Below are 25,400 nucleotides of genomic sequence, written 5' to 3'. Positions count from 1 at the left end.
CGAGCCCGCGGTCTCCGACCAGGAGACCGGCCAGGAGGCCGGTGACGAGCAGACCGCTGAGCCGGCCCCGGGGCGCCAGGCCGGCCCACTGCGCGTCCTGCTGGCCGGCGGGGGCACGGCCGGTCATGTCAATCCCCTGCTGGCCACCGCGGCTGTTCTGCGCGACCCTGAGCAGGGCGGGGACCCCGCCACCAGGCTCCTCGTGCTGGGGACCAATGAGGGCCTGGAGAAGCGGCTCGTGCCCGAGGCCGGCCTGGAGCTGGCCTATGTGCCCCGCGTCCCCCTGCCCCGTCGTCCCAGCGGAGACCTGCTCCGGCTCCCCCAGCGCCTGGGCCGGGCCATCGGGGCAGCCACGGCAGCCATCGAGGCCGTTGAGGCCGACGTCGTCGTCGGCTTCGGGGGCTATGTCTCGACCCCGGCCTATCTCGCCGCGCGCAAGGCCGGCGTCCCGGTGGTCATCCACGAGCAGAACGCCCGCCCCGGACTGGCCAACCGTCTGGGCGCCTCCTGGGCCCGAGCCGTGGCGCTGACCTTCGCCTCTACCCGCCTGAGCGCCTCCAAGGGGCGCACCGAGGTCACCGGCCTGCCGCTGCGCCCGGCCATCGCCCGCCTGGTGGCCCAGCGCTCGACCGCCGAGGGCGCGGCCAGCGCCCGCCGGCAGGGGGCCCAGGCACTGGGACTGGACCCGGATCGCCCGGTGCTGCTGGTCACCGGCGGCTCCCTGGGCGCGCAGCACCTCAACGAGGTCCTGGCCTCAAGCCTGACGGGCCTGCCCGCTCAGGTGCAGATCCTCCACCTGACCGGACGGGACAAGGACGCCCCGGTGCGCGCCGCCCTGGACGCCGCCATCGCTGCCGGAGCGCCGGCGGACCTGGTCGAGCGCTACCGCATCCTGGACTACCTGAGCACCATGGAGCAGGCCTACGCGGTGGCCGACGGCGTGGTGTGCCGCTCAGGGGCGGGGACGGTCGCCGAGCTGACCGCCCTGGGACTGCCCGCCCTCTACGTGCCCCTGCCCATCGGCAATGGCGAGCAGCGCCTCAACGCCGCCGACGTCCTGGCAGCCGGCGGTGGGCGCATGGTGCTGGATGCCGATCTCTGCGCCCAGGACATCATCGACTTCACCGAGCTCATCACCGACTCCGCTCGACGCGAGGAGATGGCCGGCGCCGCGGCCTCCACCGGGGTCCAGGACGCCGCCGCCCGCCTGGGCGAGCTCATCCGTCAGTGCGCCGTCGGGCAGGACCGCGACCACCAGGAGCAGGAATGACCAGCCGACCCGATCGCGTCCAGGAGGCGGCCGACCGCTTCCTTGAGGGCCAGCCCTTCCATCTCATCGGCATCGGCGGGGCGGGCATGAGCGTGGTGGCCCAGCTGCTTGCCGCCCGCGGTGCTCGCGTCTCGGGCTCCGACGCCGGGGGAGGGCCCGCCTTCGAGCGGCTGGCCGCCCAGGGCATGGAGGTGCATCTGGGCCACGATGCCGCCCAGGTCCCCCGCCAGGCCCGGGTGGTGGTCTCCACGGCCATCAAGGAGACCAATCCCGAGCTGGCCATCGCCCGTCAGCGCGGCCAGGAGGTCATCCACCGGTCCCAGGCCCTGGCCCTGGCCGCCCAGGGGCTGGACTTCGTGGCCGTGGCCGGGGCCCACGGCAAGACCACCACCTCGGGCATGCTCGCCGAGGCGCTGACCGCCGCGGGAACCGATCCCTCCTTCGCCATCGGCGGGACGGTGCGCGCCCTGGGCACGGGGGCCCACCTGGGCACGGGACGGGCCCTGGTCGCCGAGGCCGACGAGTCCGACCGCTCCTTCCTCAACTACGCGCCGCGCATCGCGATCGTCACCAATGTCGAGCCCGACCACCTCGACAACTACGCCGACGCCCAGGACTTCGAGCAGGCCTTCGCCGACTTCGCCTCCCGGATCACTCCCGGGGGCCTGCTCATCGCCTGCGCCCAGGATCCGGGCTCGCTGCGCCTGGCCCAGCGGGCGTGCGAGCAGGGCACGCGCGTCATCACCTTCTCCCAGGAGGGGCCCAGCGGCCTTCCCGGCGGCGAGCTGCTGGGGGAGGGGCATGTCCACCTGGACATCACCGAGCGCAGCGCATCGGCCACCCGGGCCCGGATCACGCTGAGCGGGCCGGGGCCCGGAGGGCAGCCTGCAGTCATGCACCGCGCCGACCTGGTCCTGGGCGTGCCCGGTGACCACGTGGCCCTGGACGCCGCGGGCGCCTGGGCGGCCGGGATCGAGCTGGGGGTCGGCCCCAAGGACATGGCGCGCGCCCTGGGCGCCTTCGGCGGCACCGGGCGGCGCTTCGAGGAGCGAGGCAGGGCGGCCGGAGTGCGCGTCATCGACGACTACGCCCATCACCCCACCGAGATCGATGCGCTTCTGGCCGCCGCCCGCCAGAGCGCCGCTGAGTCGCAGGGCCGGGTGCTGGTGGTCTTCCAGCCGCACCTGTTCTCCCGCACCCGGCAGTTCGCCGAGCGCTTCGCCCAGGCCCTGTCCGCGGCCGACGAGGTGGTGGTCACCGATGTCTACCCGGCGCGCGAGTCCCAGGAGGACTTCCCCGGGATCACCGGGGCCACCATCGCCGAGCGCATCACCGCCGTGCCGGCCCGGTTCATCCCCGATCGCCACCAGGCCGCCCTGCAGGCCGCCGCCGCTGCCCGCCCCGGGGACCTGGTGCTGACCGTGGGTGCCGGAGACGTCACGGAGCTGGGCGCCACGATCCTCCAGGAGCTCGGTGCGGACCGCGAGCCCGCCTCCGGCTCCATGACGGGCACCGGGCGCCGCCCATGGTGAGGAAGCCACGGCCCCCGCGCTCCGAGCCGGCGAGTCAGGACGAGGAGCTGCCGCCCAGCGTCCCGCCCGCCCGGCGCCGAGGCTCGCGCTCCCAGGGCACCCGGCCCCCGGCGGCCGGTACGGCCGGCGGGCCCGGTGCGGGCCGGGGCGCGGCCATGCGCGGCGGACGCCCCCGCCGCAGTCCCCGGCAGGCCTCCTCGCCCTCCGCCCCGGCGGCGCAGTCCGCCAGCGCCAGGGCCGCCGGGGGCACCGGGCCGGGGCCCGGCGCCAAGGACAGGAGCGCCGATGGGGGGCGGGCCCCTCAATCAGCGCGCTCACCCGAGCTCGCCTCCAGCGCCCCCAGTCCGGAGGGCACCGCCTCCAACGAGCTGACCGTGTACAGCCGGCGCTCCGCCGTCGAGATGCGCCGGGAGGGGCGGGTCGTGTCCACGGGCCTGGCCGACCGCCTGGCCGAGCGACGTCGTGCCCTGATGCGCCTGCGCCTGCGCAAGGCGGTGATCGGGGCGGTCGTGGTGGTCATGGCGGTGGCCCTGGCCTGGGCGCTGCTGTTCTCGCCCCTGCTGGCCCTGCGCACCCGGGACATCACGGTCAGCGGCTCGGATGGGACGGTTGAGGCCGCCCAGGTCCAGCAGGCCCTGGCTCACTACTCCGGGGACTCCCTGCTGCGCCTGGACATGGCCGAGCTGTCCGGACGGGTCAGCCAGTCCCTGGTGACCGTGCGCCAGGCCCGGGTCACCCGGGCCTGGCCCCACGGCCTTCAGGTCTCCCTGGAGATGCGGGTGCCGGTGGCGGCGCGCCACACCGGGCAGGGCGTCGAGGTGCTGGACAACGAGGCCGTGGTCCTGGAGCGGGCCGAGCAGGCTCCTGAGGGGCTGGTGGTGATCGTGGCCGACGGCGGGGACCAGGACTCCGGCGACACCCTGACCGCCGAGCAGGTCTCGGCGGTCACCGCTGTGGTGGGCGCACTGGACTCCGAGACCCGGGCCCGCGTGGCCAGCGGCACGGCCACCCAGGCCGGGCAGGTGACCCTGACCCTGACCGACGGGGCCACCGTGGTGTGGGGCGGGACCAAGGACAGCGCGCTCAAGGCCCAGGTCCTCAGCGTGCTGCTGACAACCCCGGCGACCACCTATGACGTCTCCTCCCCGCGCTCGCCCACAACCTCGGGCGGCTCCCAGGCGCCCACCGCCCCGGCGTCCCCCGAGCCCAGTGCCCCGTCGTCGGCGCCCACCGGCGATCCCGGGGCCGGGGCCGGGGCCGAGCAGGGTGAGGCATCGCCGGCCCCTGAGCCGAGCGAGCCCGCCGCGCCGCCCCCGGCGGAGCCCAGTGCCCCGTGAGAGCGCCGCGGGGTCCGCGCGGGCAAAACACGCCGGGGACTCAATGCGCGCGCGTGACCGATCCGTCTCATAGCGTTGAGCCCGTCATGCCAAGAATGACATAAGTATCAACCTCAACTTGAGGTTGATGGTTGATCGGGGGGTCCTTCAGTGACTCGCCACGAACTCGCGGAGGGGACGCCAGTGACGGAGAGCATGGCTGTGGATGACACCCAGCACTATCAGGCGGAGATCAAGGTCGTCGGCGTGGGCGGCGGCGGCGTCAACGCCGTCAACCGCATGATCGAGGCCGATCTGCGGGGCGTGGAGTTCATCGCCGTGAACACCGATGCCCAGGCCCTGCTCATGTCCGACGCCGACGTCAAGCTCGATGTGGGCCGTGACCTGACCCGCGGCCTGGGGGCCGGGGCCGACCCCGCCATCGGCCGCAAGGCCGCCGAGGACCACGAGGAGGAGATCCGCGAGGCCCTGGACGGCTCCGACATGGTCTTCGTCACCGCCGGAGAGGGGGGCGGCACCGGCACCGGAGCGGCCCCGGTGGTCGCGCGCCTGGCCAAGTCCATCGGCGCTCTGACCATCGGCGTGGTCACCCGGCCCTTCTCCTTCGAGGGGCGCCGCCGCTCCGCCCAGGCCGAGGACGGCGTCCAGGCACTGAGGGAGGAGGTCGACACTCTCATCGTCATCCCCAACGACCGCCTCCTGCAGATCGCCGACAAGAACATCTCCGTGGTCGACGCCTTCAAGCAGGCCGACCAGGTCCTCCTCCAGGGCGTTCAGGGCATCACCGAGCTCATCACCACTCCCGGTCTCATCAACGTTGACTTCAACGACGTCAAGTCCGTGATGCAGGGCGCCGGCAGCGCCCTGATGGGCATCGGCTCGGCCACCGGCGACGGGCGCGCCATCGCCGCCACCGAGGAGGCCATCGCCTCGCCGCTGCTGGAGACCTCCATCGACGGCGCCCACGGCGTGCTGCTGTTCTTCCAGGGCGGCTCCGACCTGGGCCTGTTCGAGATGAATGAGGCGGCCAACCTCGTGCGCGAGGCCGTTCACCCCGAGGCCAACATCATCGTGGGCAACGTGGTCGACGGCGCCCTGGGCGATGAGGTGCGCGTGACCGTGATCGCCGCGGGCTTCGACGCCGAGCCCATCGCCGACCGCGAGCCGGTCACCCGCATGTCCTCGCGGGCCCCTGCCGTGCCCCCGGTGCTGGAGGAGGTGCCGGCCCCGGCATCGCGCGGCGCCCACGCGGCAGAGAACCCCGTGACCCGGCCGACCGCTCCCGTGGCCCCCGCCCCCGCCCCGGCCGCCGCGCACTACGAGGAGGCCCCCGCCCCCGAGTCCGCCCCCTTCGAGGTGCGCACCAGCGAGGTGCCCGCCTATGTCGATGCCAATGCCGGCTCCCGGGTCGCTCCGGGGCTGGAGGTGCCGCATGTCATCGGCGTGGACGCCGAGGACGATGGGATCGATCTGCCGGACTTCCTGCGCTGAGGCGGTGCGCATCGCCGTGACGGCTCCGGGTGACGCCCATCTCCTGGAGGCCGAGCTGGGCCCCGGGGCTCGCGGGTACTTCACCACCCGCGGCCGCGGGGCCGGTGCGCATGCGGGGGAGGACCCCTATGCGGGATGGAATCTGGCCGAGCACGTCGGTGACGATCCCGACCGCGTGGCGGGCCACCGGGACAGGCTCGCCGAGGCGCTGGGACTGGTGGCCGGCGACCTGGCCTGGATGACCCAGGTCCATTCCGCCGCGGTGGTCCCCGCCCGCCGCGACCACGCTCCCACCGCCGATGGGCTGATCCTCGATGGGCGGGCCCCCGGGGCTCCCCGGGGCGCCTGCGTCATGGTCGCCGACTGCGTGCCCCTCCTGCTGGCCACCGCCGACGGCGGCCTGGTCGCCGCCGTCCACGCCGGCCGCCGGGGCATGCTCGACGGCGTGGTGCTTGCCGCTGTCGAGGCCATGGTCAGGGCGGGAGCGAATGCCGGGGACATCTGGGCCGCCACGGGGCCCAGCATCTGCGGCTCGTGCTATGAGGTTCCCCAGCGGATGCGGCAGGAGTTCGCCCAGCGCGAGCCCGCCTGCGCCTCGCGGACCCGATGGGGGACGCCGGGACTCGATGTGGCAGCCGGCGTGCACGCCCAGCTGGAGAGAGCGGGCGTTGGAAGAATCACTCCCGGAGCGTGGTGCACCTTTGAAGATCCCCGCTTCTACTCCTATCGGCGCGACGGCGTCACCGGTCGTCTCGCCGGCATTGTGCTGCACGGCACGGTGGGTCATGAAGCGGGCGCCGGTTGACAATGGCGTGGACTCAAGGCTTTTCCCCTCTGACGCGGCTGAGGAGATGAACTGAAATTCCATTTGCGCTCCGCAAGCGCCAGAAAATGAGAGAAACCTGGGCGTGACCTATCTGGTACCTGGGGAAGGGTGACACGCCGAGAAGAGGTCCGTCAGTCCAGGACGGCTGGCCGATACCGTCGGCTCACATCCGGAACGCAGGGGACCGGACGGAACAAGGAGCGATCCATGGGCGCGCTGCGCAGTGTGAGCAACTTCCTCGGCTACTCAGAGCCCGCCGAGGAGACCTACGACGATGGGTTCGAGGCCGCGGACACCGGTTTCGCGGTGCCCGAGCGCGAGGACTTCACGGCCGAGGACTACTCGGACTACCAGGACTACGCCGCCTCCGAGCACGAGGAGGCCATCGCTCCTGACCTGCGCCGGATCGTGACCGTGCACCCCTCGACCTACAACGAGGCCCGGGTCATCGGGGAGTCCTTCCGCGACGGCGTGCCCGTCATCGTCAACCTCACCGGCATGAGCGAGTCCGACGCCCGCCGGATGGTGGACTTCTCCGCGGGCCTGGTCTTCGGCCTGCACGGCGCCATCGAGCGGGTGACGCCTCGCGTCTTCCTACTGACCCCGGCCAGCGTCGAGATCGACGGCGGCCAGGCTGAGCAGCGCCAGGGGCGCTTCTTCAACCAGAGCTGAGCACTGGTTCCGTGGAGCTCCTCAGCCCGATCGCCGCGATCGTCTACCACCTGCTCAACCTGTACCTGCTGGTCCTCCTCGTGAGGGTGGTCCTGGACTGGGTGCAGGTCTTCGCTCGCCAGTGGCGGCCCACGGGCGCTGTGCTGCTCGTGGCGAACTTCGTCTACGCCCTGACTGATCCGCCGCTGAGGCGGATTCGCCGGGCGGTGCCCATGCTTCGCCTGGGGGCGCTCGGGCTTGACCTGAGCTTCTTGGTCCTGGTTCTGGGGATCATCATCTTTCAGCGCCTCGTCGCGCTTCTCATCTGATGGCGGGGCTGCAGCGATCCCGATAGGGTGCTGTCCTCAGGTCGACGTGAGATAGCGCGCTTGATCTGGCCTGGACCACGAGTTCAGGTACTCTGTCCGCATGAGTGACCGGGAGCCCGGTGCTCGTGACCTTATCCGTAACGACACCGAGGTGACGACCATGACGCTGCTGACGGCAGACGACGTCCTCAATAAGAAGTTCCAGGCGACCAAGTTCCGTGAGGGCTACGAGCAGGACGAGGTCGACGAGTTCCTCGACGAGGTGGTCGAGGCCATGCGGCAGCTCGAGGCTGAGAACGCCGACCTCAAGGCCAAGCTGGAGGCGGCCAACCGCCGCGTGGCCGAGCTCGGCGAGGGCGGGGCCGTGCCCGCCGCTCCCGTGGCCCCCGTCGCGCCCGTCGCCGCTCCCGCCGAGCCTGCTGCTGCGATGCCCGGTATGGCCGGCATGGACTCCCCTCAGGGCCCGGCCGCCGCCTCCGGCATGCTCGAGCTGGCCCAGCGCCTGCACGACGAGCACGTGGCCAACGGCAAGGCCGAGGGCGAGCGCATCGTGACCGAGGCCCGCTCCACCGGTGAGCAGATCGTCCGGGAGGCCGAGGACCAGCGCAACCGCACCCTGGCCCAGTTGGAGAAGGAGCGCTCGGGCCTGGAGCACAAGATCGACGAGCTGCGCCGCTTCGAGTCGGACTACCGCACCCGCCTGAAGAGCTACCTGCAGAACCTGCTCACCAATGTCGAGGACGGCGGCGAGGGCGCCACTGCTGGCCTGTGAGCCCGCCGAGGCCTGAGCCTCGGACCCCACTCCAGTTCTGGCAGCATCCCCAGCGCAGCCCCGAGGGCGGCGCCCCGTCACGGGGCGCCGCCCTCGGGGTATGCGATCCCCTCGCCGCACGCGTCGCTGACTTCTCCCCGCCTCATGACTCCGAGGAGCCCCTATGCGCCAACCCTTCGAGCCCTCCCCCGCCCCGGGCGATCCCGACCCCGGGGCCGCAGGCGGCGCGGACGCCGCCGAGCGGGCGGCTGTGGAGCAGCCCGATGAGTCGGACCGGGCGCGCCAGTCCCGGACATCCCGCCCACGGGCGCTGATCCTGCTGTGGGCGATCGCCGTGGTCGTCATCGTCGTCGATCAGGCCACGAAGGCGTGGGCACTGGCGGCCCTGGACGGGCAGGACCGCGTGGCCCTGGTGGGCAGGGCCCTGGGCCTGGTCCTGGTGCGCAACCCCGGGGCCGCCTTCTCCTTCGCCACGGGCCAGACCTGGCTGCTCTCACTGGTGGCCATCGCCGTGTCCCTCATCATCATCCGGGTGTCGCGGCGCCTGGCCTCCGCGAGCTGGGCCATCGCCCTGGGCCTGGTCCTGGGCGGCGCGGTGGGCAACCTCATCGACCGCATGGTGCGAGCCCCCGGGGTGCTGCGCGGGCATGTCATCGACTTCATCGACTACGGGGGCTACTTCGTCGGCAACGTCGCTGACATCGCGATCGTCGCCGCTGCGGGCGGCATCGTCGTGCTGTCCCTGGGAGGCTGGGAGATCGACGGCACCCGGGCCACCGCGGCGCAGGAGGACGCCGGATCCTCCCGCAGGAGGCGCGAGCGCAGGTCCACCAGCCACCGGGCCAGGCGGGAGCGGTCATGAGCGCCCGGATGATGCCCGTCCCCGATGGCCTGGCCGGGGAGCGGGTCGATGCGGCGCTGGCGCGCATGACCGGGCTGTCGCGCAGCCGTATCGAGGAGCTGTGCCGATCAGGGGGAGTGCGCCGCGCGGCCCCCGATGGGAGCTGGCAGGGGCTGGGCAAGTCCGAGCGCCTGGGCGTCGGGGACCTGCTCGAGGTCGACATGCCCGCCCCCCGGCCCGCCGAGCCGGAGCCCACGCCCGTGGAGGGGATGGGCATCATCTTCCAGGATGAGGACATCGTCGTGGTGGACAAGCCCGCGGGTGTGGCCGCCCATCCCTCCATGGGCTGGGATGGCCCGGATGTCCTGGGGGCGCTCAAGGCCATGCGGATCCGGGTGGCCACCTCCGGGGCCGCCGAGCGCCAGGGCATCGTCTCGCGACTGGATGTGGGCACCTCCGGGGTGATGATCGTGGCCAAGGGGGAGCGGGCCTACTCGGTGCTCAAGCGCGCCTTCCGCGACCACGAGGTGGACAAGATCTACCACGCCCTGGTTCAGGGCCACCTGGACCCCTCCTCGGGCACCATCGACGCCCCGATCGGACGCCATCCCAGCCGGGAGTGGAAGATGGCGATCATCGACGGCGGCCGGGAGTCGGTGACCCACTACGACGTCATCGAGGCCATGCCGGGCGCCTGCCTGGCGCGCGTGCGCCTGGAGACCGGCCGCACCCACCAGATCCGCGTGCATATGGCCGCCGTCGGCCACCCCTGCGTGGGGGACGCCACCTACGGGGCCGATCCGGTCCTCAGCGCCCGCACCGGCCTGGAGCGCCAGTGGCTCCACGCCTTCAGCCTGGGCATCACCCATCCCATGACGGGGGAGGCCATGGTCTTCACCTCCCCCTACCCCCAGGAGCTCACGGCCGCGCTGGAGGCACTGCGACTGTGAGACCCTGGGGCGACCCAGCCGCTCCACGACTCAGAAGGGTGCCATGAGCGCATGAGCACTGAATCCTCCGCCGCATCCTCAACCGCGTCCTCGGCCGGCCCCGATCAGGCCGGCCGCCCCGCCCCGGGCTTCCCCGTGCTGCGCATCCCACCGGCTGGGGCTGCCCTCGAGCCGATCAGCTTCGAGGCGGTGGCGGGCGACGCCGTCGGCCCGGCCGCGGAGGCCATCCGATCGGGACTGGCCGATGTGCGCCTGGAGGTCTTCGTGAAGGAGCAGGGCGTTCCCTTCATCGAGGAGATCGACGCCCAGGACGATGAGGCCACCACCGTCCATGTTCTGGCCCGCGGGGCCGACGGCGCCCCTCTGGCGGCCGGGCGCATCCTCCTGGACCCCAGTCACCCCAGGGAGGCCCACCTGGGCCGACTGGCCGTGCGCCGCGTCGCGCGGGGCACGGGCCTGGGGGCCCGGATGGTCTCGGAGCTGGAGCGGGCAGCTCTCAGTGCGCTGGCGACGGCGGGTGAGGCCGAGCGGGAGATCACCGTGATCCTCTCGGCCCAGGAGCAGGCCATGGGCTTCTATGAGCGCTGCGGCTACACCGCCGTGTCAGGGGAGAGCTACATGGATGCCGGCATCCCCCACCAGGACATGAGACGCACCGTCACCAGTGACCCGGCGCACCCGGGAGGGACGGCTGGGCTCAGACGCCCGGGAGAGCCGCGCCCCTAGGATGGGGCCATGGCGGATACCAGCGAGCAGGACTCCAGCGGCGCGCGCGACGACTTCGTCCATCTCCACGTGCACACCGACTACTCGATGCTCGATGGCGCGGGCAAGATCAAGGACTACGTCGCCGAGGCCAAGCGCCTGGGCCAGCCGGCCCTGGCGATCACCGACCACGGCTACATGTTCGGCGCCTACGAGTTCTACGCCGCGGCCAAGGCCGCCGGGATCAAGCCCATCATCGGGGTCGAGGCCTACATGACCCCCGGCACCTCCCGCCACGACAAGACCCGCGTGTTCTGGGGGGATGAGTCCCAGCGCTCCGACGACGTCTCGGCGCGCGGCTCCTACACCCACATGACGCTGCTGTCCCGCAACGACGAGGGGCTGCACAATCTCATGCGCATGGACTCCCTGGCCTCCCTGGAGGGGCAGTGGGGCAAGGCCCCCCGCATGGACCGCGAGCTGCTGGGCAGGTACAGCGCCGGTCTCATCGGCACCACGGGCTGCCCCTCCTCGGAGATCCAGACGCGCCTGCGCCTGGGCCAGTGGGAGGAGGCGCTGCGGTGCGCCGGGGAGCTGCAGGACATCTTCGGCAAGGACTTCTTCTACGTCGAGCTCATGGACCACGGCCTGGAGATCGAGCGCCGGGTCACCAAGGACCTGCTGCGCCTGGCCGAGCAGATCGGCGCGCCGCTGCTGGCCACCAATGACTCGCACTACGTGCGGCCCGAGGACCGCGAGGTCCAGGACGCCATGCTGTGCATCAACTCCGGCTCGGTCCTGTCCGACCCGGATCGCTTCCGCTTCGACGGCGACACCTACTACCTGCGCCCCGGCGATGAGATGCGCCGGCTCTTCGCCGAGATGCCGGGGGCATGCGACAACACCCTGCTCGTGGCCGAGCAGTGCGATGTCCGGTTCAGGACCGTCGACGAGGGCGCCTCCTTCATGCCCGTCTTCCCCGTTCCCGAGGGCGAGACCATGGAGTCCTGGTTCGTCAAGGAGTGCTGGGCCGGCATGGACCGCCGCTTCGGCGGCTCCATTCCCGAGGACTGCCGGGCGCAGGCCGAGTACGAGATCAGCGTCATCGTCCAGATGGGCTTCCCCGGCTACTTCCTGGTGGTGGCCGACTACATCAACTGGGCCAAGTCCCAGGGGATCCGAGTGGGGCCCGGCAGAGGCTCGGGGCCGGGATCCATGGTGGCCTACGCCATGGGCATCACCGAGCTCAACCCGCTGAACCACGGGCTGATCTTCGAGCGCTTCCTCAACCCCGAGCGCATCTCCATGCCCGATATCGACGTCGACTTCGACGAGCGCAGGCGCGAGGAGGTCATCGAGTACGTCCGTGACAAGTACGGGGCGGACCGCACCAGCCAGGTGGTGACCTACGGGGTCATCAAGGCCAAGCAGTCCCTGAAGGACTCCAGCCGAGTGCTGGGCTACCCCTATGCGGTGGGGGACCGCCTGACCAAGGCCATGCCCCCGACCATCATGGGCAAGGACATCACCATCAAGGGAATGTTCGACCCCGAGGACAAGCGCTACGGCGAGGCTGAGGAGTTCCGCAAGCTCCACGCCGAGGACGCCGACGCCCAGCGCATCGTCGAGCTGGCCAAGGGGCTGGAGGGCATGACGCGCCAGTGGGGAGTCCACGCCTGCGCCGTCATCATGTCCTCCGACCCGCTGGTGGACATTATCCCCATGATGCAGCGCCTCCAGGACGGCGCTGTCATCACCCAGTTCGATTACCCCACCTGCGAGCACCTGGGCCTGCTCAAGATGGACTTCCTGGGGCTGCGCAACCTCACGGTCATCTCCGATGCCCTGGACAACATCGTGGCCAACGGCAAGCCCGAGCTGGACATCGACCATATCGAGCTCGACGACGCCCCCACCTACCAGATGCTCGCCCGCGGGGAGACCCTGGGCGTCTTCCAGCTCGACGGCGGGGGCATGCGCACCCTGCTGCGCCTGATGAAGCCCGACAACTTCGAGGACATCTCCGCGGTCTCCGCCCTCTACCGCCCCGGGCCCATGGGCGCGGACTCGCACACCAACTACGCCCTGCGCAAGAACGGCATGCAGGAGATCGTCCCCATCCACCCCGAGCTCCAGGAGGCCCTCGAGCCGATTCTGGGCACGACCCACGGCCTCATCGTCTACCAGGAGCAGGTGATGAAGATCGCCCAGGAGCTCGCCGGCTTCTCCATGGGCAGCGCCGACAAGCTCCGCAAGGCCATGGGCAAGAAGAAGCCCGAGATCCTGGCCAAGGAGTACGTCGGCTTCCGCAAGGGCATGATCGACAACGGCTTCTCCGAGGAGTCGATCAAGGCGCTGTGGGACGTGGTGGTCCCCTTCTCCGCCTACGCCTTCAACAAGGCCCACTCCGCGGCCTACGGCGTCGTCTCCTACTGGACGGCCTACCTCAAGTGCCACTACCCGACCGAGTACATGGCCGCGGTCCTGACCTCCATGGGGGACAACAAGGACAAGATGGCCATCTACCTGGGGGAGTGCCGCCGCATGGGCATCACCGTGCTCCCCCCGGATGTCAACACCTCCGCGGGCCGCTTCTCCGCCGTCGGGGAGGACATCCGCTTCGGCATGGCGGCGGTGCGCAATGTGGGCATCAACGTCGTCGAGGCCATCATCGCCGCCCGGGAGGAGAAGGGGGCCTTCACCAGCTTCGAGGACTTCCTGGACAAGGTGCCGGCGGTGGTGTGCAACAAGCGCACCATCGACTCCCTCATCAAGGCCGGGGCCTTCGACTCCCTGGGCTACTCGCGCCGCGCCCTGCAGGCCTGCCATGAGGACTTCGTCGATGAGGTCATCGGGGTCAAGCGCAATGAGGCCGCCGGGCAGTTCGACCTGTTCGCCTCCCTCATGGACGCCTCGGGCCCGGGCGCCCAGGAGGATCCCTTCTCCTCGGGCCCGGTCTTCTCCTCGGAGGTGCCGGGCCTTCCCGAATGGGACAAGAAGGACAAGCTGGCCTACGAGCGCGACATGCTGGGCCTCTACATCTCCGATCACCCGCTCATGGGGCTGGAGTCCCTGCTGGGCAAGCTCGCCGACCGTGAGATCTCCGAGCTCCACGAGGATGATGAGATCCCCGACGGCGCCATGGTCACCATCGCCGGGCTCATCACCTCCCTGACGCGCAAGACCACCAAGCAGGGCAACCTGTGGGCGATCGCCCAGGTGGAGGATCTGGCCGGGAGCGTCGAGGTCCTCTTCTTCCCCCAGACCTATCAGACCGTCTCGACCATGCTGGCCCCCGATACCGTGGTCTCGGTTCGCGGGCGCCTCAACCGCCGCGACGGGCAGACCGCCCTGTACGCCCAGGAGCTGACGCTGCCGGACATCTCGACGGCCACCAACGAGGCGGTGTCCATCACCCTGCCCACCAACCGCTGCACCGGTCCCCTGGTGGAGCGCTTCAAGGACGTCCTGGTGCGCCATCCCGGCAGCTCAACGGTTCGCCTGACCCTGACCAGCCCGGGCCGCGAGATCCGCACCCAGCTCGCCGCCGGCCTGCGGGTCCAGGCCAGCCCGGCCTTCTACTCCGACATCAAGGCGCTCCTGGGCCCAGGATGCCTGCGGCACTGAGCGCGCCCGCGGCCCGGTGAGCAGCCCGGTGAGCGCCGCCCCCGTTCCGAAGACCTATTCGGCAGGTGATGATAGGGTGGATGACGTCCGTGGGCAGTGGCTATTGTGCTGCCATTTCCGATGAGGATTCCTTATCTATGAGTACTAGTGCATCTACTCCACCTCCCCATCCTGACACCGCCGCTGAGGGATCAGTGACGCCAGAGGGCGACGACGCGAATCCCTCCACCGCTTTTGACACGCCTGTCTCATCAGTCCAAGAGCGCCAGCGGCGCATGATAGATCAGCTGAGAACCTCGCTGACCCGTCAGACCCCCCGAACTCGGGAGGGAATCGACAAGGTTGTCTTCGGTGCGGCCGGGGCGCTGACAATAGCCTTCGTCATCTGGGGCTTTGCGGGCGCTGAGAGTCTGGGCAAGGTCTCCTCCGCGGCTCTGAAGGGAGTCATCTCTAATTTCGGCTGGCTGTTCGTGGTGTCGGCCAGCCTTTTCGTTGTCTTCGTCGTGTTCATCGCGGCATCGAGGTTCGGGCAGATCCCCCTGGGCGGTGACGCCGAGGAGCCCGAGTTCCGAACGAGCTCGTGGATCTCCATGATGTTCGCCACCGGAATGGGGATCGGTCTGATCTTCTACGGCGTGGGTGAGCCTCTGTGGTTCTACATGTCCCCGCCTCCTGAGACCGTCGAGGCCCAGACCCCCCACGCAGCGAGCATCGCCCTGGGCACCGCCATGTTCCACTGGACGCTCTACCCCTGGGCGATGTATGCCCTGGTGGGCCTGGGCATGGCCTACTCCACCTATCGCCTGGGCCGCTCCCAGCTCTTCTCAGCCATGTTCACCTCGCTGTTCGGGCGTCAGGCCGTCGACGGCGTGGGCGGGCGCATCATCAACATCCTCGCCATCGTCGCCACACTCTTCGGCTCGGCCTGCTCCCTGGGACTGGGTGCCCTGCAGATCGGCGGGGGCCTGGAGGCCGCCAATATCGTGGACAAGGTCGGCTCCGGCCTGCTGGTGGCGATCATCGCGGTGCTGACCGCCTGCTTCGTCGCCTCGGCCGTCTCAGGGATCGAGCGCGGCATCCAGTGGCTGTCCAACATCAACATGGTGCTGGCGGTGATTCTGGCCATCATCGTCTTCGTGGGCGGGCCCACGCTGTTCATCCTCAACATCATCCCCTCGGCGATCGGCAGCTTCATCTCCGAGCTTCCCAGCATGGCCTCGCGCACGGCGGCCGATGGCGAGGGGGACATGGCCTCCTGGCTGTCCTCCTGGACGATCTTCTACTGGGCCTGGTGGATCTCCTGGACGCCCTTCGTCGGGATGTTCATCGCCAGGATCTCCCGGGGTCGCACTGTGCGCCAGTTCATCGTCGGGGTCATGTTCGTCCCCTCCCTGGTCTCGCTCATCTGGTTCGCGATCTTCGGCGGAGGGGCGATCGGCTTGCAGGAGAGGGCCGAGCGGGCCAATGACGTCACGGGAATGCTCGTGCGTCAGACCGAGCAGGGCCCGGACCTGAACTTCGACACCATCTTGTTCACGCTGCTCGAAGCGGTGCCGGTGCCCTACGTGGTCCTGCTCATCCTCATGGCCCTGGCCGTGGTTCTCGTGGCGATCTTCTTCGTCACCGGTGCCGACTCGGCCTCCATCGTCATGGGCGGGCTCTCGGAGAACGGCGCGGCCGATCCCTCGCGCCTGACCGTCGTCTTCTGGGGCGTGGCCACGGGCGCGGTCTCGGCGGCCATGCTCCTGGCGGGCGGCAACGAGCCAGCCGAGGTGCTCACGGGGCTGCGCAACATCACCATCGTCTCGTCCCTGCCCTTCGTCATCGTCATGCTGCTGCTGTGCATCTCGATCTACAAGGACCTGGCCAATGATCCGCTCCTGCTGCGACATCAGCTCGCGAGCCAGGTGCTGGTCGACTCGGTGTCCTCGGCCACCGAGGTGCACGACAACGTCGAGGGCATCGAGCTGCACGCCTCCACCTCGATCGGCGATGGCGACAGCGGGGAGGATCAGTCGGAGGAGCAGGTCATCCCTGAGAGCTGACGACGGCTCCCACCGGACCGCTGGGCTGGTCGACGACGACGAGATCGCCGTCGACCAGCCGGCGACCCCGACGGGTCTCCACCCTGCCGCAGACGGTGACGTCGCCTCCCTGGATGGCGATGCGGGCCTCGGCGCCGTCGTCGACCAGTCCGGCGAGTTTGAGGAACTGTCCCAATTTGATCTCTCCGCGAACGGGAACCTCCGGGGCAATCACATGTGTCATGAGTCCATTGTGACAGGTGTGACGAGAGGAGTTCCAGTGCGCGAGGCGACGGGGGCATGGGCCGAGCGTTCGAGCGACTTTGCTTCGCGTGACCCTCATGGACCCTCGGTCTGAGAATAACCAGAGAGGAGTCTGTGGCTAACCGGTGAGTGATGGGCACAACTCCCCATGCCCTGAACATCACGATATGGTGACGCCGTCACACGACAATGAGGAGACCTCGATGATGCGTCTATTCGTCGCCAAGATGGCGGTTGTAGTACTTGGACTGGCAGTGGCCGCAGTTGCCGCACCACAAGCAGCGGCAGATCCAGGAGGGGGCACAATCCATGTATCCGCTCAGGGAGGCTCCGATTCAGGGGACGGGTCGGCGGCCAGCCCCTACCAGACCATCGGAGCCGCGGTGAAGGCGGCCTCGGCCGGCGACACCATCGAGCTGGCCGATGGCACGTACCGCGAGGGCGAGCTCTATATCGACAAGAGCGTGAGCATCAAGGCCGCACAGGGGGCCACGCCGGTGCTCTCGGGCGCGAAGAACACCTCGTCCTGGAGCGCCAAGGGGGACGGCACCTGGGCGACCGGACATGACATGGTCCGCTTCTGCACGGTGTGCACCATCAATTCCGATCCCTCCGTCGAGGGCATGGCCGCCCACCCCGAGCAGGTCTTCGTCGATGGCAAGCCCCTGACCCAGGTGGCCAGCCGCGGCGAGGTCAACGAGTCCAGCTTCTACGTCGACGATCCCGACCCCGTCACGCTCAAGGACCCCAAGAACAACCGCGCGGGCTACAACGTCAAGCCCCACACCGGAACCTCCTACGTCATCGGCGTGGACCCGGCCAAGCACGACGTCGAGGTCGTCCAGCACCACCGCGCGCTGTCAGTGACGGCGGACAACGTCACCATCTCCGGGCTGGTGGTGGAGAAGTACTCCGCCGTGCAGCGCTGGGACTACAAGGACCCGCAGATCGGTACGGCCTCGGGCGGCGGCATGGCCGTCGTGGCCGGCGCCAACCTGCGCGTGGAGAACTCCACCTTCCGCTACTCCTCGACCGCCGCCGCCCTGCAGGTCATCGACTCCACCAATGCGGTGGTCACGGGCAATCGCTTCGAGAACAATGGCGCCAACGGGTTCGGCATCAACAACTCCAACGGCGTGACCGTTGAGCGCAACCACTGGACCGCCAACAACACCTCCAGCTTCATTACCACCAACTGCGGTGCGTACTGCACCCTGGCGGACACCAAGATCACTCACGCCAAGGACATCCGCTACGCCTTCAACACGGTGGACTACTCCCACACCGGTGAGGACATCTCCCAGCCCACCGTCTACGCCAACAAGCGCGGCGCCGGCGTCTGGTTCGACGAGGGGGTCATGAACTCCGAGGTCGTGGGCAACTACTTCGTCAACGTCCCGGTGGCCATCTTCGATGAGGTCTCCGCGGACAACCTCATCGCCTCGAACATCATCGAGGGCGCCGGTGTGGGCATCCACATCTCCGGCTCGGAGCGCTCCAAGGTCTGGAACAACACCATCTCCCACGCCCTGACCAGCATCATGGTTCAGGAGGACTCCCGCTCCGACGGCTGCAACGCCCGCCGCGGGGACGGCAGCTGCGCCCAGACCCAGCCCTGGAGCGCCGAGCAAGGCCTGTCCTGGGACACCACGGGCGTGGTCATCAACAACAACATTCTGTCCTCGGAGCAGACCGAGCCCAAGCCGGGCGACCCCTGGCGCTTCTCCGCCATGCTCCAGGTCACCGGTGGGTCCAACGACGATGGCTCCAGGGCCGTCTACGCCAACGAGATGATCTCCGCGATCGACCACAACGTCTACTACCGCCCCCAGTCCAATGGCAACCCCTCGACCACAGTTCTGTGGAACTGGGGCGCCGATCTGGCCACGCAGAGCATCAACGCCCCTGAGCTCTCCGAGTTCACCGGCGATGCCAAGGTGACCACCCAGGGCAAGGAGGCCAACGGCCTCGACCTGCGCGGCACTCGCGCGGAGAACCCGATCTTCGTCCGCGAGTCGGAGGACCCCACGGCCTGGAAGACCTCGGACTTCCACCTCAAGGACGGCAGCCCCGCCGCAGGCACCGGCCAGGCCCTGCCCAACGACGTGGCCAGCGAGATCGGTGTCACCGGCGGCGTCGCGGTTGATCGTGGTGCCCTGGTCAATATTGCCTGGGATGGCGGCAATGCGAGCGTCGGTGCGGGCAGCCCGGCGGCCCCGCAGCAGGCGGAGGCTCAGACCGCCTCGGCCTCTGGTGAGCAGTCCGGCGAGCAGGCCGGTGCTGGCGAGCAGGCCGGTGAGGCGGCCGATCAGGCTGGTGCCGGTGAGCAGTCCGGCGAGCAGGCCGGTGCTGGCGAGCAGGCCGGTGAGGCGGCTGACCAGGCTGGTGCCGGTGAGCAGGCTGGCCAGGCTGGTGCCGGTGAGCAGGCTGGCCAGGCCGGTGCTGGCGCGCAGTCTGGTGAGCAGGCCGGCGCTGGCGAGCAGGCCGGTGCTGGTGAGCAGTCCGGTCAGGCCGGTGCTGGTGCACAGGCCGGTGGCAGTGGCTCTGCCGCGCAGACCGACACCCAGGCTGCCGGCGCCGCTCAGAACTCTGATGCCGGCTCGCCCGGAAGCACTGACACCGCAGCGGTCAAGAGCCGGCAGGTCCAGGCGGAGACCGCCTCCAACTCCTCCGCCAAGGGGGTCACTGTTGATGGCCGCGAGGTCACGGCGGTCGTCGACACGGCCGATGCCAAGGCTGCTGACACCGAGCAGAGCGCCAAGCCCGGCATTCTCGCCAGGGCAGGCCTGGCCAACCCGGGCCTGATCATCGCGGCGGTGGCCGCCATCGTCCTGGGCGTCGGGGCGCTGATCCACCGGCGCCGCATGGCGGGCAGGTGACCTCCTCGCCAGAGGACGACCTGGCGATCGTCATCGGCGCGCGCTATCCGGTTGGTCAACGGATGCACCGGCTGACCAGCCGGATGGCGCGCGCCGTCGTCTTGTCCCGCAGCGTCCTCATTGATGTCGCTCAGCACAGGGAGGTCATCACGTACGGGGAGCTGAGCCAGTCGATCGACGGTGCCGTCCTTGCCCGCCATATGGGGCCGCTGCTGCACATGATCAGCCACGACTGCGAGGCGCGCGGCGAGCCGGATCTCGCCTCCCTCGTCGTGTCGGCCAGCACCGGAGAGGTGGGGACCCCCGATGGATCCTGGGCCGTCCCCCAGCGGCGGGCCTGCTGGGAGTACTGGCAGGACGAGGCCTGAGAACGACTCTGCTCGCCCACCGGCGCGGCCTTCGACCCGGCGGCCTTCAACCTGCCCGCGCCCTCGGTGCCATGATCGACAGGCCCCGGGGGCGGATCGCCGAGCACCGCTCTGCCCGCGACGCCGGATGAGGCGCGCGGGGCATGAGTCGAGGGCTGGGGCCTGTGCGCCAGGCCCCAGCCCTCGAAAGCCCTGAGAAGCTCTCGGAGCTCAGGCGCCCTGGCTGCGAATGTGAGCGGCGGCCTGCACGAGATTGACCAGGCTGGCCTCGGTCTCCTCGTATCCGCGGGTCTTGAGCCCGCAGTCCGGATTGGCCCACACCGTCTCAGCCCCCAGGGCATCGACGGCCCGGGCGAGCAGCTCGGTGCACTCCTGAGCGCTGGGCACGCGCGGGGAGTGGATGTCCCACACGCCCGGGCCCAGCTGGCGCTCGAAGCCGTGGGCGGCCACGGCCGGCAGGATGTCCATCCGCGAGCGGGAGGCCTCGATGGAGGTCACGTCGGCGTCGAGGTGGTCGACGGCGTCGATCACCACATCGAACTCCGAGTAGCACAGGTGGGTGTGGATCTGGGTCGACGGCGCCGCCCCGCCGGTGGCCAGGCGGAAGGAGCCCACCGACCACTCCAGGTAGTCGGGGCGGTCCTCGGCCCGCAGTGGCAGGGTCTCGCGGATGGCCGGCTCATCGACCTGGATGACCCCGATCCCGGCCGCCTCCAGGTCCTCGACCTCGGCCCGCAGGGCCAGCCCCAGCTGATCGGCGACCTGGGCGCGGGGCAGATCGTCGCGCACGAAGGACCAGGCCATGATCGTCACCGGGCCGGTGAGCATGCCCTTGAGGGGCTTATCCGTCAGGGACTGGGCGTAGGACGACCACGCCACCGTCATGGGCGCGGGCCGGGCGACATCCCCCCACAGGATCGAGGGGCGGGTGCAGCGCGAGCCGTAGGACTGGACCCAGCCGTGCTCGGTGGTGACGAACCCCTCCAGCAGCTCGGCGAAGTACTGGACCATGTCGTTGCGCTCAGCCTCACCATGGACCAGGACATCCAGGCCGATCCGCTCCTGGAGGGCGATCACCGAGGCGATCTCGGCGCGCATGGCCTCCTGGTAGGCGGTCTCGTCGATCTCCCCACGGCGGTGGGCGGCGCGCGCCTTGCGGATCTCGGCGGTCTGGGGGAAGGAGCCGATGGTGGTGGTGGGCACCTCAGGCAGTCCCAGGCGCGCCTCCTGGGCGGCCTTGCGGGTGGCGTAGGGCTCCCGGGTGCGATCCGCCGCCGTGATGGAGGCGACGGCCTGGCGCACCTCGGGGCGCTGGACCCCGGGGTGGGCGGCGCGCTGGGCGCGCAGCTCGGCGTCCTGGTCCAGCTCGGCCGCGATGGCCTGGCGGCCCTGCTCCAGGCCCCGGGCCAGGATGAGGACCTCCTCGACCTTCTGGTCGGCGAAGGCCAGCCAGGAGCGGATCGCCGGATCCATCGCGGTCTCACGCTCCACGTCATGGGGGACATGCTGCAGTGAGGTCGAGGTGGCCACCGTGATGGGGGTCCCCGAGGGCAGGGCCTCGCGCAGGGCCTCCAGCCGCTCCAGCGCGGCGGACAGGTCGGTGCGCCAGATATTGCGGCCCGAGACCACGCCGGCGACCACTGACTTGCCCTCCAGGGCGGCCAGGTCCTCGCTGGAGGGGACCCCTCCGGCGACCAGGTCCAGGCCCACCGCCTCAATGGGCGAGGCCGCCAGGGCGCCCAGCGCATCGCCCAGATCGCCGTAGGAGCCGACCACCAGGATCTGGGGGCGCTCGACAACCGCTCCCAGCCAGGCGTAGGCCTCGCGCACCGCGGCCAGGACGCGCTCGCGTCCCACCGACCAGGAGTCGGCGACCAGGGCCGGCTCGTCGAACTGCACCCAGGAGGCGCCAGCGGCCTGAAGATCCATGAGGAGGTGACCGTAGGCGTGCAGGACATCGGGCAGGCGGTCCAGGGGCTCGAATCCCTCGGCGGCCTCATCGGTGGGCTTGGCCATGAGCAGATAGCTGACCGGGCCCACCACCACCGGGCGCACGGCGGCCGTGCTGCCGGCGCCGGCCTGGGCGGCCTCCACAACCTGGCTGGCGAGGCTGCCCTCGACATAATCGATGGGAGTGGACTCATCGATCTCGGGCACGAGGTAGTGGTAGTTGGAGTCGAGCCACTTGGTCATCTCCAGGGCCGGCCGGTCGCCCTGGCCGCGGGCCAGGGTGAAGTAGCCATCCAGGTCCAGGGCGCCCTGGGCATTGAGCAGGTCGCGGAAGCGCGCCGGCACCGCCCCCAGGGCGGCCGTGACCGCGAGGACCTGGTCGTAGAAGGTGAAGTCGGCGGGGATCGAGGAGTCCTCGGACAGCCCCAGGCCTGCCAGGCGCTCCCGGGTGGCCGCCCGCAGCCCCGTGGCCGCCTGGCGCAGCTCCTCGGTGGTGATGGCGCCCTTCCAGTAGGACTCCACGGCGCGCTTGAGCTCACGATCCCGGCCGATGCGCGGGTATCCCAGGATGGTGGCCGAGGGCAGTGGGGAAGCGGTGGTCATACGGTCTCCTTGACGGTGGAGGTGCTAACGGACAGTGAGGCCGTGCCGGGATGCCCCGGCCTCGAGGCGCTGGGAGGGCTCAGGGGGCTGTGCGCCTCCTGCAGGAAGGCCGGCATTCCGCCCGGCGTGGCCTGCAGGTAGCCGCGCTCGATCGCCTCGCGCATCTGCGGATCAGGGGGTGAGCCGGTCAGGATCCCTCCCAGCCGCAGGTGGCTGACGACGTCGAGCGCCGGACGGGTGCGGTTGAAGGTGTAGAGGTGGAGGCCGGGCGCCCCCTCGGCCAGGAGCTCGGTGGCCAGCGTCAGGGTGGCGTCCAGGCCGCGGCCCACGAGCCTGGCCCCACTGGCCGATCCCAGGGCATCGCGCAGATGCGCCGGCACGCGCACCCCGGTCAGTGCCTCCAGGCGCGTCAGGCGCCCCAGGTCGGTCAAGGGGATGAGACCGGGCAGGATGGGCATGGTGATGCCGGCATAGGTGGCTCCCCGCAGCAGGGCCGCGTAGTCCTGGGAGTCGTAGAAGACCTGGGTGATGGCCATATCCGCGCCGGCGTCCTGCTTGGCGGCCAGTACCTCGATGGCCTGGGCGTGATCGGAGGTCGCCGGATAGGCGGCCACCGCCACGGTGACATGCTGCCGGCCATCATCGAAGTACTCGGCCTCGACCTCACGGATGACGCGCACCAGGTCATCGGCGTGGGCCAGCTCCCCGGCCAGCTCGTCCGCGGCCGTCCCGGCGGGAGGATCGCCCCGCAGCGCCAGGAAGCGGCGCACCCCCATGCGCAGGAAGAGGGTGACGATCTCGACCACGTCCCGCTTGCGGTAGCCGATGCAGGTCAGGTGGGCCATGAGGGGGACCCTGCTCGTGGCCAGGACATGGGCGACCACATCCTCGGCGGGGTTGTGCTCGCGCACCACCCGCACCCCTGCGCCCCCCTCATCGTCCCGCGGATCGGTGACGAACCTGGGACGATAGGTCACTGAGACGAAGTCGGGTGAGGTCGACAGCAGGGTGTCGATGCGACCCCAGGTGGCGGCGGCAGCCGGACCGGAGCGGGGAGGGAAGAGCTCCATGCTCAGGGTGGGGCGCACCGTGGCGGCGACAGGCGCCGGCGGGCTGTGCGGTGGCTGCGGGTGCGCCATGCTCTCCTCCATCGATCCTGGCTGAAGCACCCGTGGCCCGGGTTGCTGCGGCGTCATGGAGCCAGATCTCTCGGCCGCTCTGGATGGTGGGGCCACATTATGCAGGCCGACCGGGACGGCGGTCACCCATCCCACATCGCGAAATCCGTCCATTGGGTCGGGATGATACCCTGCCCGTCCTGCCCGGCCGGCTCCGAGGTCGCTGGGCCGTGAGGCGCTCAGTAGGCTTGGGCCATGCTGAACCGCATCGATCTGCGCATGACCGACCTGAGCCCCGCCGAGCTGGCGGCCGCCCTGCCGCGGGCCGCCCTCGATGTCAGCGCGGCATTGGACCAGGTGGCGCCGATCCTGGCCGATGTGCGCGCTCGCGGCGCCCAGGCCCTGCGAGACGCGGCCGAGCGCTTCGATGGCGTGGTCCCCGAGCACCTGCGCGTGCCGCCCGCGGCCATCACCGCGGCCCTGGAGTCGCTGGACCCCGCCGTGCGCCGGGCCCTGGAGATCTCCATCGAGCACAACCGGGCCGGTCACGCGGCCCAGCTCCCCGCCGAGGCCTCCACCGAGATCGTCCCGGGCGGCATCATCGCCCAGCGATGGGTCCCCGTGCGCCGCGTGGGTCTCTACGTTCCCGGCGGGCTGGCCGTCTACCCCTCCTCGGTGGTCATGAACGCGGTTGCCGCCCAGGTGGCGGGTGTGGAGCAGATCGCCCTGGCCAGTCCGCCCCAGGCGGAGCACGGCGGCCTGCCCCATCCCACGATCCTGGCGGCCTGCGCCCTGCTGGGAGTCGAGGAGGTCTACGCCGTCGGCGGGGCCCAGGCCATCGCCATGCTCGCCTACGGGGCCCAGGCGGTCAGCGAGGTCGACCGGGCCGACGCCGCGGGGCCGGTCCTGTGCCAGGGCGTTGACGTCATCACCGGCCCGGGCAACATCTACGTCGCCGCGGCCAAGCGCGCCGTGCTGGGAGTGGTGGGCATCGATGCCGAGGCGGGCCCCACCGAGATCGCGGTCCTGGCCGACGCAGGCGCCGATCCGCAGTACGTGGCGGCCGACATGCTCTCCCAGGCCGAGCACGACCCGAATGCCGGATCGGTTCTCATCACCGACTCCCCCCAGCTGGCCGACGACGTCGAGCGGGCCCTGGCCCAGCGCCTGGCCGCCACCCGGCACGCCGAGCGCGCCGCCACGGCGCTGGCCGGCCCGCAGTCGGCCATCGTGCTGGTGCGCGACCTGGACCAGGCCGTGGACGTGGCCGATGCCTACGCCGCTGAGCACCTGGAGATCCACACCGCCGACGCCCCGGCCGTGGCCCGGCGCATTCGCAATGCCGGAGCCATCTTCGTAGGCCCCTACAGCCCTGTTCCCCTGGGGGACTACCTGGCGGGCTCCAATCACGTGCTTCCCACCGGCGGCACCGCCCGCTTCGCCGCGGGACTGTCCGTCATGGCCTACCTCAAGCCCGTTCAGATCATCGAGTACAGCGCCGATGCCCTGGCGGGGCTGGCCGAGCCGCTGGAGGCCCTGGCCCGCTGCGAGGATCTTCCGGCCCACGGCGAGGCGGTCCGGGCCCGACTGGCCTGAGCCCGTCCGGCGGTCCCGCCGCTTCGATGAGCCCCGGGACCGCCTCGTCTCAGCGCGCTCCCGGGCCGTGGGCGATGGGCCGCGCGGCGTTTTCTCCTGGTACCCTCAGGACCGCTTTGATGGTCCTGAGGATTCCTCTAAAGAGTGAAGTCGATCACGGTTGATCCTCACAGTTTCGCTATCCGTTACGGTATCGTTATATTCCGGTATGACGCGCGGTGCGTCGTGCCCCGCGGGATGAGTTCCCACATCCCGTCCCCCTGGCAC

At 70.4% G+C, this 25,400-nt stretch carries 19 protein-coding genes and 1 riboswitch; of the genes, 16 read left to right on the top strand and 3 right to left on the bottom strand.

The window, feature by feature from the left end:
* Positions 1–88: 88 nt before the first annotated feature.
* The 13 genes from EL266_RS10935 to EL266_RS10875 all read left to right on the top strand — a co-directional run bounded on the left by EL266_RS10935 (position 89) and on the right by EL266_RS10875 (position 16,376).
* Positions 89–1,270 (top strand): UDP-N-acetylglucosamine--N-acetylmuramyl-(pentapeptide) pyrophosphoryl-undecaprenol N-acetylglucosamine transferase, encoded by a 1,182-nt coding sequence (locus EL266_RS10935; protein ID WP_034514778.1) that lies wholly within the window; start codon positions 89–91, stop codon positions 1,268–1,270.
* Positions 1,267–2,802: a UDP-N-acetylmuramate--L-alanine ligase gene (murC, locus tag EL266_RS10930; RefSeq protein ID WP_051281044.1), complete on the top strand. Its 1,536-nt coding sequence runs from the start codon at positions 1,267–1,269 to the stop codon at positions 2,800–2,802. Before EL266_RS10935 ends, murC begins: the two co-directional genes overlap by 4 nt.
* On the top strand, positions 2,796–4,139 hold the full coding sequence (locus tag EL266_RS13900) for a cell division protein FtsQ/DivIB (protein WP_084500601.1): 1,344 nt from the start codon (positions 2,796–2,798) through the stop codon (positions 4,137–4,139). The genes murC and EL266_RS13900 overlap by 7 nt, the downstream gene beginning before the upstream one ends.
* 195 nt (positions 4,140–4,334) lie before the next feature.
* A complete protein-coding gene (gene ftsZ, locus EL266_RS10920; protein WP_197719241.1) occupies positions 4,335–5,630 on the top strand; it encodes a cell division protein FtsZ in 1,296 nt (431 codons plus the stop codon).
* The gene (pgeF, locus tag EL266_RS10915) at positions 5,608–6,435 is read left to right on the top strand and encodes a peptidoglycan editing factor PgeF (protein ID WP_408608500.1); all 828 of its coding nucleotides are present in this window, start codon (positions 5,608–5,610) and stop codon (positions 6,433–6,435) included. The genes ftsZ and pgeF overlap by 23 nt, the downstream gene beginning before the upstream one ends.
* Before the next feature lie 228 nt (positions 6,436–6,663).
* Entirely contained in the window at positions 6,664–7,128 is a 465-nt protein-coding gene (locus EL266_RS10910) for a cell division protein SepF (RefSeq protein WP_026426653.1), read from the top strand.
* An 11-nt stretch (positions 7,129–7,139) separates the two neighbouring features.
* A complete protein-coding gene (locus EL266_RS10905) occupies positions 7,140–7,436 on the top strand; it encodes a YggT family protein (protein ID WP_026426654.1) in 297 nt (98 codons plus the stop codon).
* A gap of 160 nt (positions 7,437–7,596) precedes the next feature.
* Positions 7,597–8,208 carry a DivIVA domain-containing protein gene (locus EL266_RS10900; protein WP_026426655.1) on the top strand — a complete coding sequence of 204 codons (612 nt, stop codon included), beginning with the start codon at positions 7,597–7,599 and terminating at the stop codon, positions 8,206–8,208.
* A gap of 163 nt (positions 8,209–8,371) precedes the next feature.
* Positions 8,372–9,070, top strand: a complete 699-nt coding sequence (gene lspA / locus EL266_RS10895) for a signal peptidase II (protein WP_084500604.1) — start codon at positions 8,372–8,374, stop codon at positions 9,068–9,070.
* Complete coding sequence (locus EL266_RS10890; protein WP_026426656.1) at positions 9,067–9,999, top strand: RluA family pseudouridine synthase; 933 nt, start codon at positions 9,067–9,069, stop codon at positions 9,997–9,999. Before lspA ends, EL266_RS10890 begins: the two co-directional genes overlap by 4 nt.
* Positions 10,000–10,050: 51 nt before the next feature.
* On the top strand, positions 10,051–10,725 hold the full coding sequence (locus tag EL266_RS10885; RefSeq protein ID WP_026426657.1) for a GNAT family N-acetyltransferase: 675 nt from the start codon (positions 10,051–10,053) through the stop codon (positions 10,723–10,725).
* Between the two features lie 9 nt (positions 10,726–10,734).
* Positions 10,735–14,331: a DNA polymerase III subunit alpha gene (dnaE, locus tag EL266_RS10880; RefSeq protein ID WP_026426658.1), complete on the top strand. Its 3,597-nt coding sequence runs from the start codon at positions 10,735–10,737 to the stop codon at positions 14,329–14,331.
* A gap of 275 nt (positions 14,332–14,606) precedes the next feature.
* Entirely contained in the window at positions 14,607–16,376 is a 1,770-nt protein-coding gene (locus EL266_RS10875) for a BCCT family transporter (RefSeq protein ID WP_232012018.1), read from the top strand.
* Here EL266_RS10875 and EL266_RS10870 read toward each other — a convergent pair.
* On the bottom strand, positions 16,360–16,599 hold the full coding sequence (locus EL266_RS10870; protein ID WP_026426659.1) for an RNA-binding S4 domain-containing protein: 240 nt from the start codon (positions 16,597–16,599) through the stop codon (positions 16,360–16,362). The two genes, EL266_RS10875 and EL266_RS10870, sit on opposite strands and share 17 nt — an antisense overlap.
* Before the next feature lie 223 nt (positions 16,600–16,822).
* On the opposite strand from EL266_RS10870, the gene EL266_RS10865 reads away from it, so the two are divergent.
* The gene (locus EL266_RS10865; protein ID WP_034514759.1) at positions 16,823–19,498 is read left to right on the top strand and encodes a right-handed parallel beta-helix repeat-containing protein; all 2,676 of its coding nucleotides are present in this window, start codon (positions 16,823–16,825) and stop codon (positions 19,496–19,498) included.
* Positions 19,499–19,560: 62 nt separating this feature from the next.
* Positions 19,561–19,866: a hypothetical protein gene (locus EL266_RS10860; protein WP_051281053.1), complete on the top strand. Its 306-nt coding sequence runs from the start codon at positions 19,561–19,563 to the stop codon at positions 19,864–19,866.
* 210 nt (positions 19,867–20,076) lie between these two features.
* On the opposite strand, the gene metE is transcribed toward EL266_RS10860, so the two are convergent.
* Both metE and EL266_RS10850 read right to left on the bottom strand, forming a co-directional pair.
* Positions 20,077–22,419, bottom strand: coding sequence for a 5-methyltetrahydropteroyltriglutamate--homocysteine S-methyltransferase (metE, locus tag EL266_RS10855; protein ID WP_026426660.1), 2,343 nt, complete (start codon positions 22,417–22,419; stop codon positions 20,077–20,079).
* Complete coding sequence (locus EL266_RS10850; RefSeq protein WP_084500616.1) at positions 22,416–23,558, bottom strand: methylenetetrahydrofolate reductase; 1,143 nt, start codon at positions 23,556–23,558, stop codon at positions 22,416–22,418. Before EL266_RS10850 ends, metE begins: the two co-directional genes overlap by 4 nt.
* 5 nt (positions 23,559–23,563) lie before the next feature.
* A riboswitch (SAM riboswitch) is annotated at positions 23,564–23,648 on the bottom strand.
* A 144-nt stretch (positions 23,649–23,792) separates the two neighbouring features.
* On the opposite strand from EL266_RS10850, the gene hisD reads away from it, so the two are divergent.
* Complete coding sequence (gene hisD / locus EL266_RS10845) at positions 23,793–25,133, top strand: histidinol dehydrogenase (RefSeq protein ID WP_026426661.1); 1,341 nt, start codon at positions 23,793–23,795, stop codon at positions 25,131–25,133.
* Positions 25,134–25,400: the final 267 nt, after the last annotated feature.

It is taken from the genome of Actinomyces slackii (assembly GCF_900637295.1).
Taxonomy (GTDB): Bacteria; Actinomycetota; Actinomycetes; order Actinomycetales; family Actinomycetaceae; genus Actinomyces; species Actinomyces slackii.
This window is presented reverse-complemented; position numbering and strand designations above follow the sequence as displayed.

Bases quoted from the DNA above. Each gene is read 5' to 3' on its own strand.
- murC (WP_051281044.1), top strand. From the start codon at position 1,267: ATGACCAGCCGACCCGATCGCGTCCAGGAGGCGGCCGACCGCTTCCTT.
- EL266_RS13900 (WP_084500601.1), top strand. From the start codon at position 2,796: ATGGTGAGGAAGCCACGGCCCCCGCGCTCCGAGCCGGCGAGTCAGGAC.
- ftsZ (WP_197719241.1), top strand. From the start codon at position 4,335: ATGGCTGTGGATGACACCCAGCACTATCAGGCGGAGATCAAGGTCGTC.
- EL266_RS10910 (WP_026426653.1), top strand. From the start codon at position 6,664: ATGGGCGCGCTGCGCAGTGTGAGCAACTTCCTCGGCTACTCAGAGCCC.
- EL266_RS10900 (WP_026426655.1), top strand. From the start codon at position 7,597: ATGACGCTGCTGACGGCAGACGACGTCCTCAATAAGAAGTTCCAGGCG.
- lspA (WP_084500604.1), top strand. From the start codon at position 8,372: ATGCGCCAACCCTTCGAGCCCTCCCCCGCCCCGGGCGATCCCGACCCC.
- EL266_RS10890 (WP_026426656.1), top strand. From the start codon at position 9,067: ATGAGCGCCCGGATGATGCCCGTCCCCGATGGCCTGGCCGGGGAGCGG.
- EL266_RS10885 (WP_026426657.1), top strand. From the start codon at position 10,051: ATGAGCACTGAATCCTCCGCCGCATCCTCAACCGCGTCCTCGGCCGGC.
- dnaE (WP_026426658.1), top strand. From the start codon at position 10,735: ATGGCGGATACCAGCGAGCAGGACTCCAGCGGCGCGCGCGACGACTTC.
- EL266_RS10875 (WP_232012018.1), top strand. From the start codon at position 14,607: ATGATAGATCAGCTGAGAACCTCGCTGACCCGTCAGACCCCCCGAACT.
- EL266_RS10870 (WP_026426659.1), bottom strand. From the start codon at position 16,599: ATGACACATGTGATTGCCCCGGAGGTTCCCGTTCGCGGAGAGATCAAA.
- EL266_RS10865 (WP_034514759.1), top strand. From the start codon at position 16,823: ATGATGCGTCTATTCGTCGCCAAGATGGCGGTTGTAGTACTTGGACTG.
- EL266_RS10860 (WP_051281053.1), top strand. From the start codon at position 19,561: ATGCACCGGCTGACCAGCCGGATGGCGCGCGCCGTCGTCTTGTCCCGC.
- metE (WP_026426660.1), bottom strand. From the start codon at position 22,419: ATGACCACCGCTTCCCCACTGCCCTCGGCCACCATCCTGGGATACCCG.
- EL266_RS10850 (WP_084500616.1), bottom strand. From the start codon at position 23,558: ATGGCGCACCCGCAGCCACCGCACAGCCCGCCGGCGCCTGTCGCCGCC.
- hisD (WP_026426661.1), top strand. From the start codon at position 23,793: ATGCTGAACCGCATCGATCTGCGCATGACCGACCTGAGCCCCGCCGAG.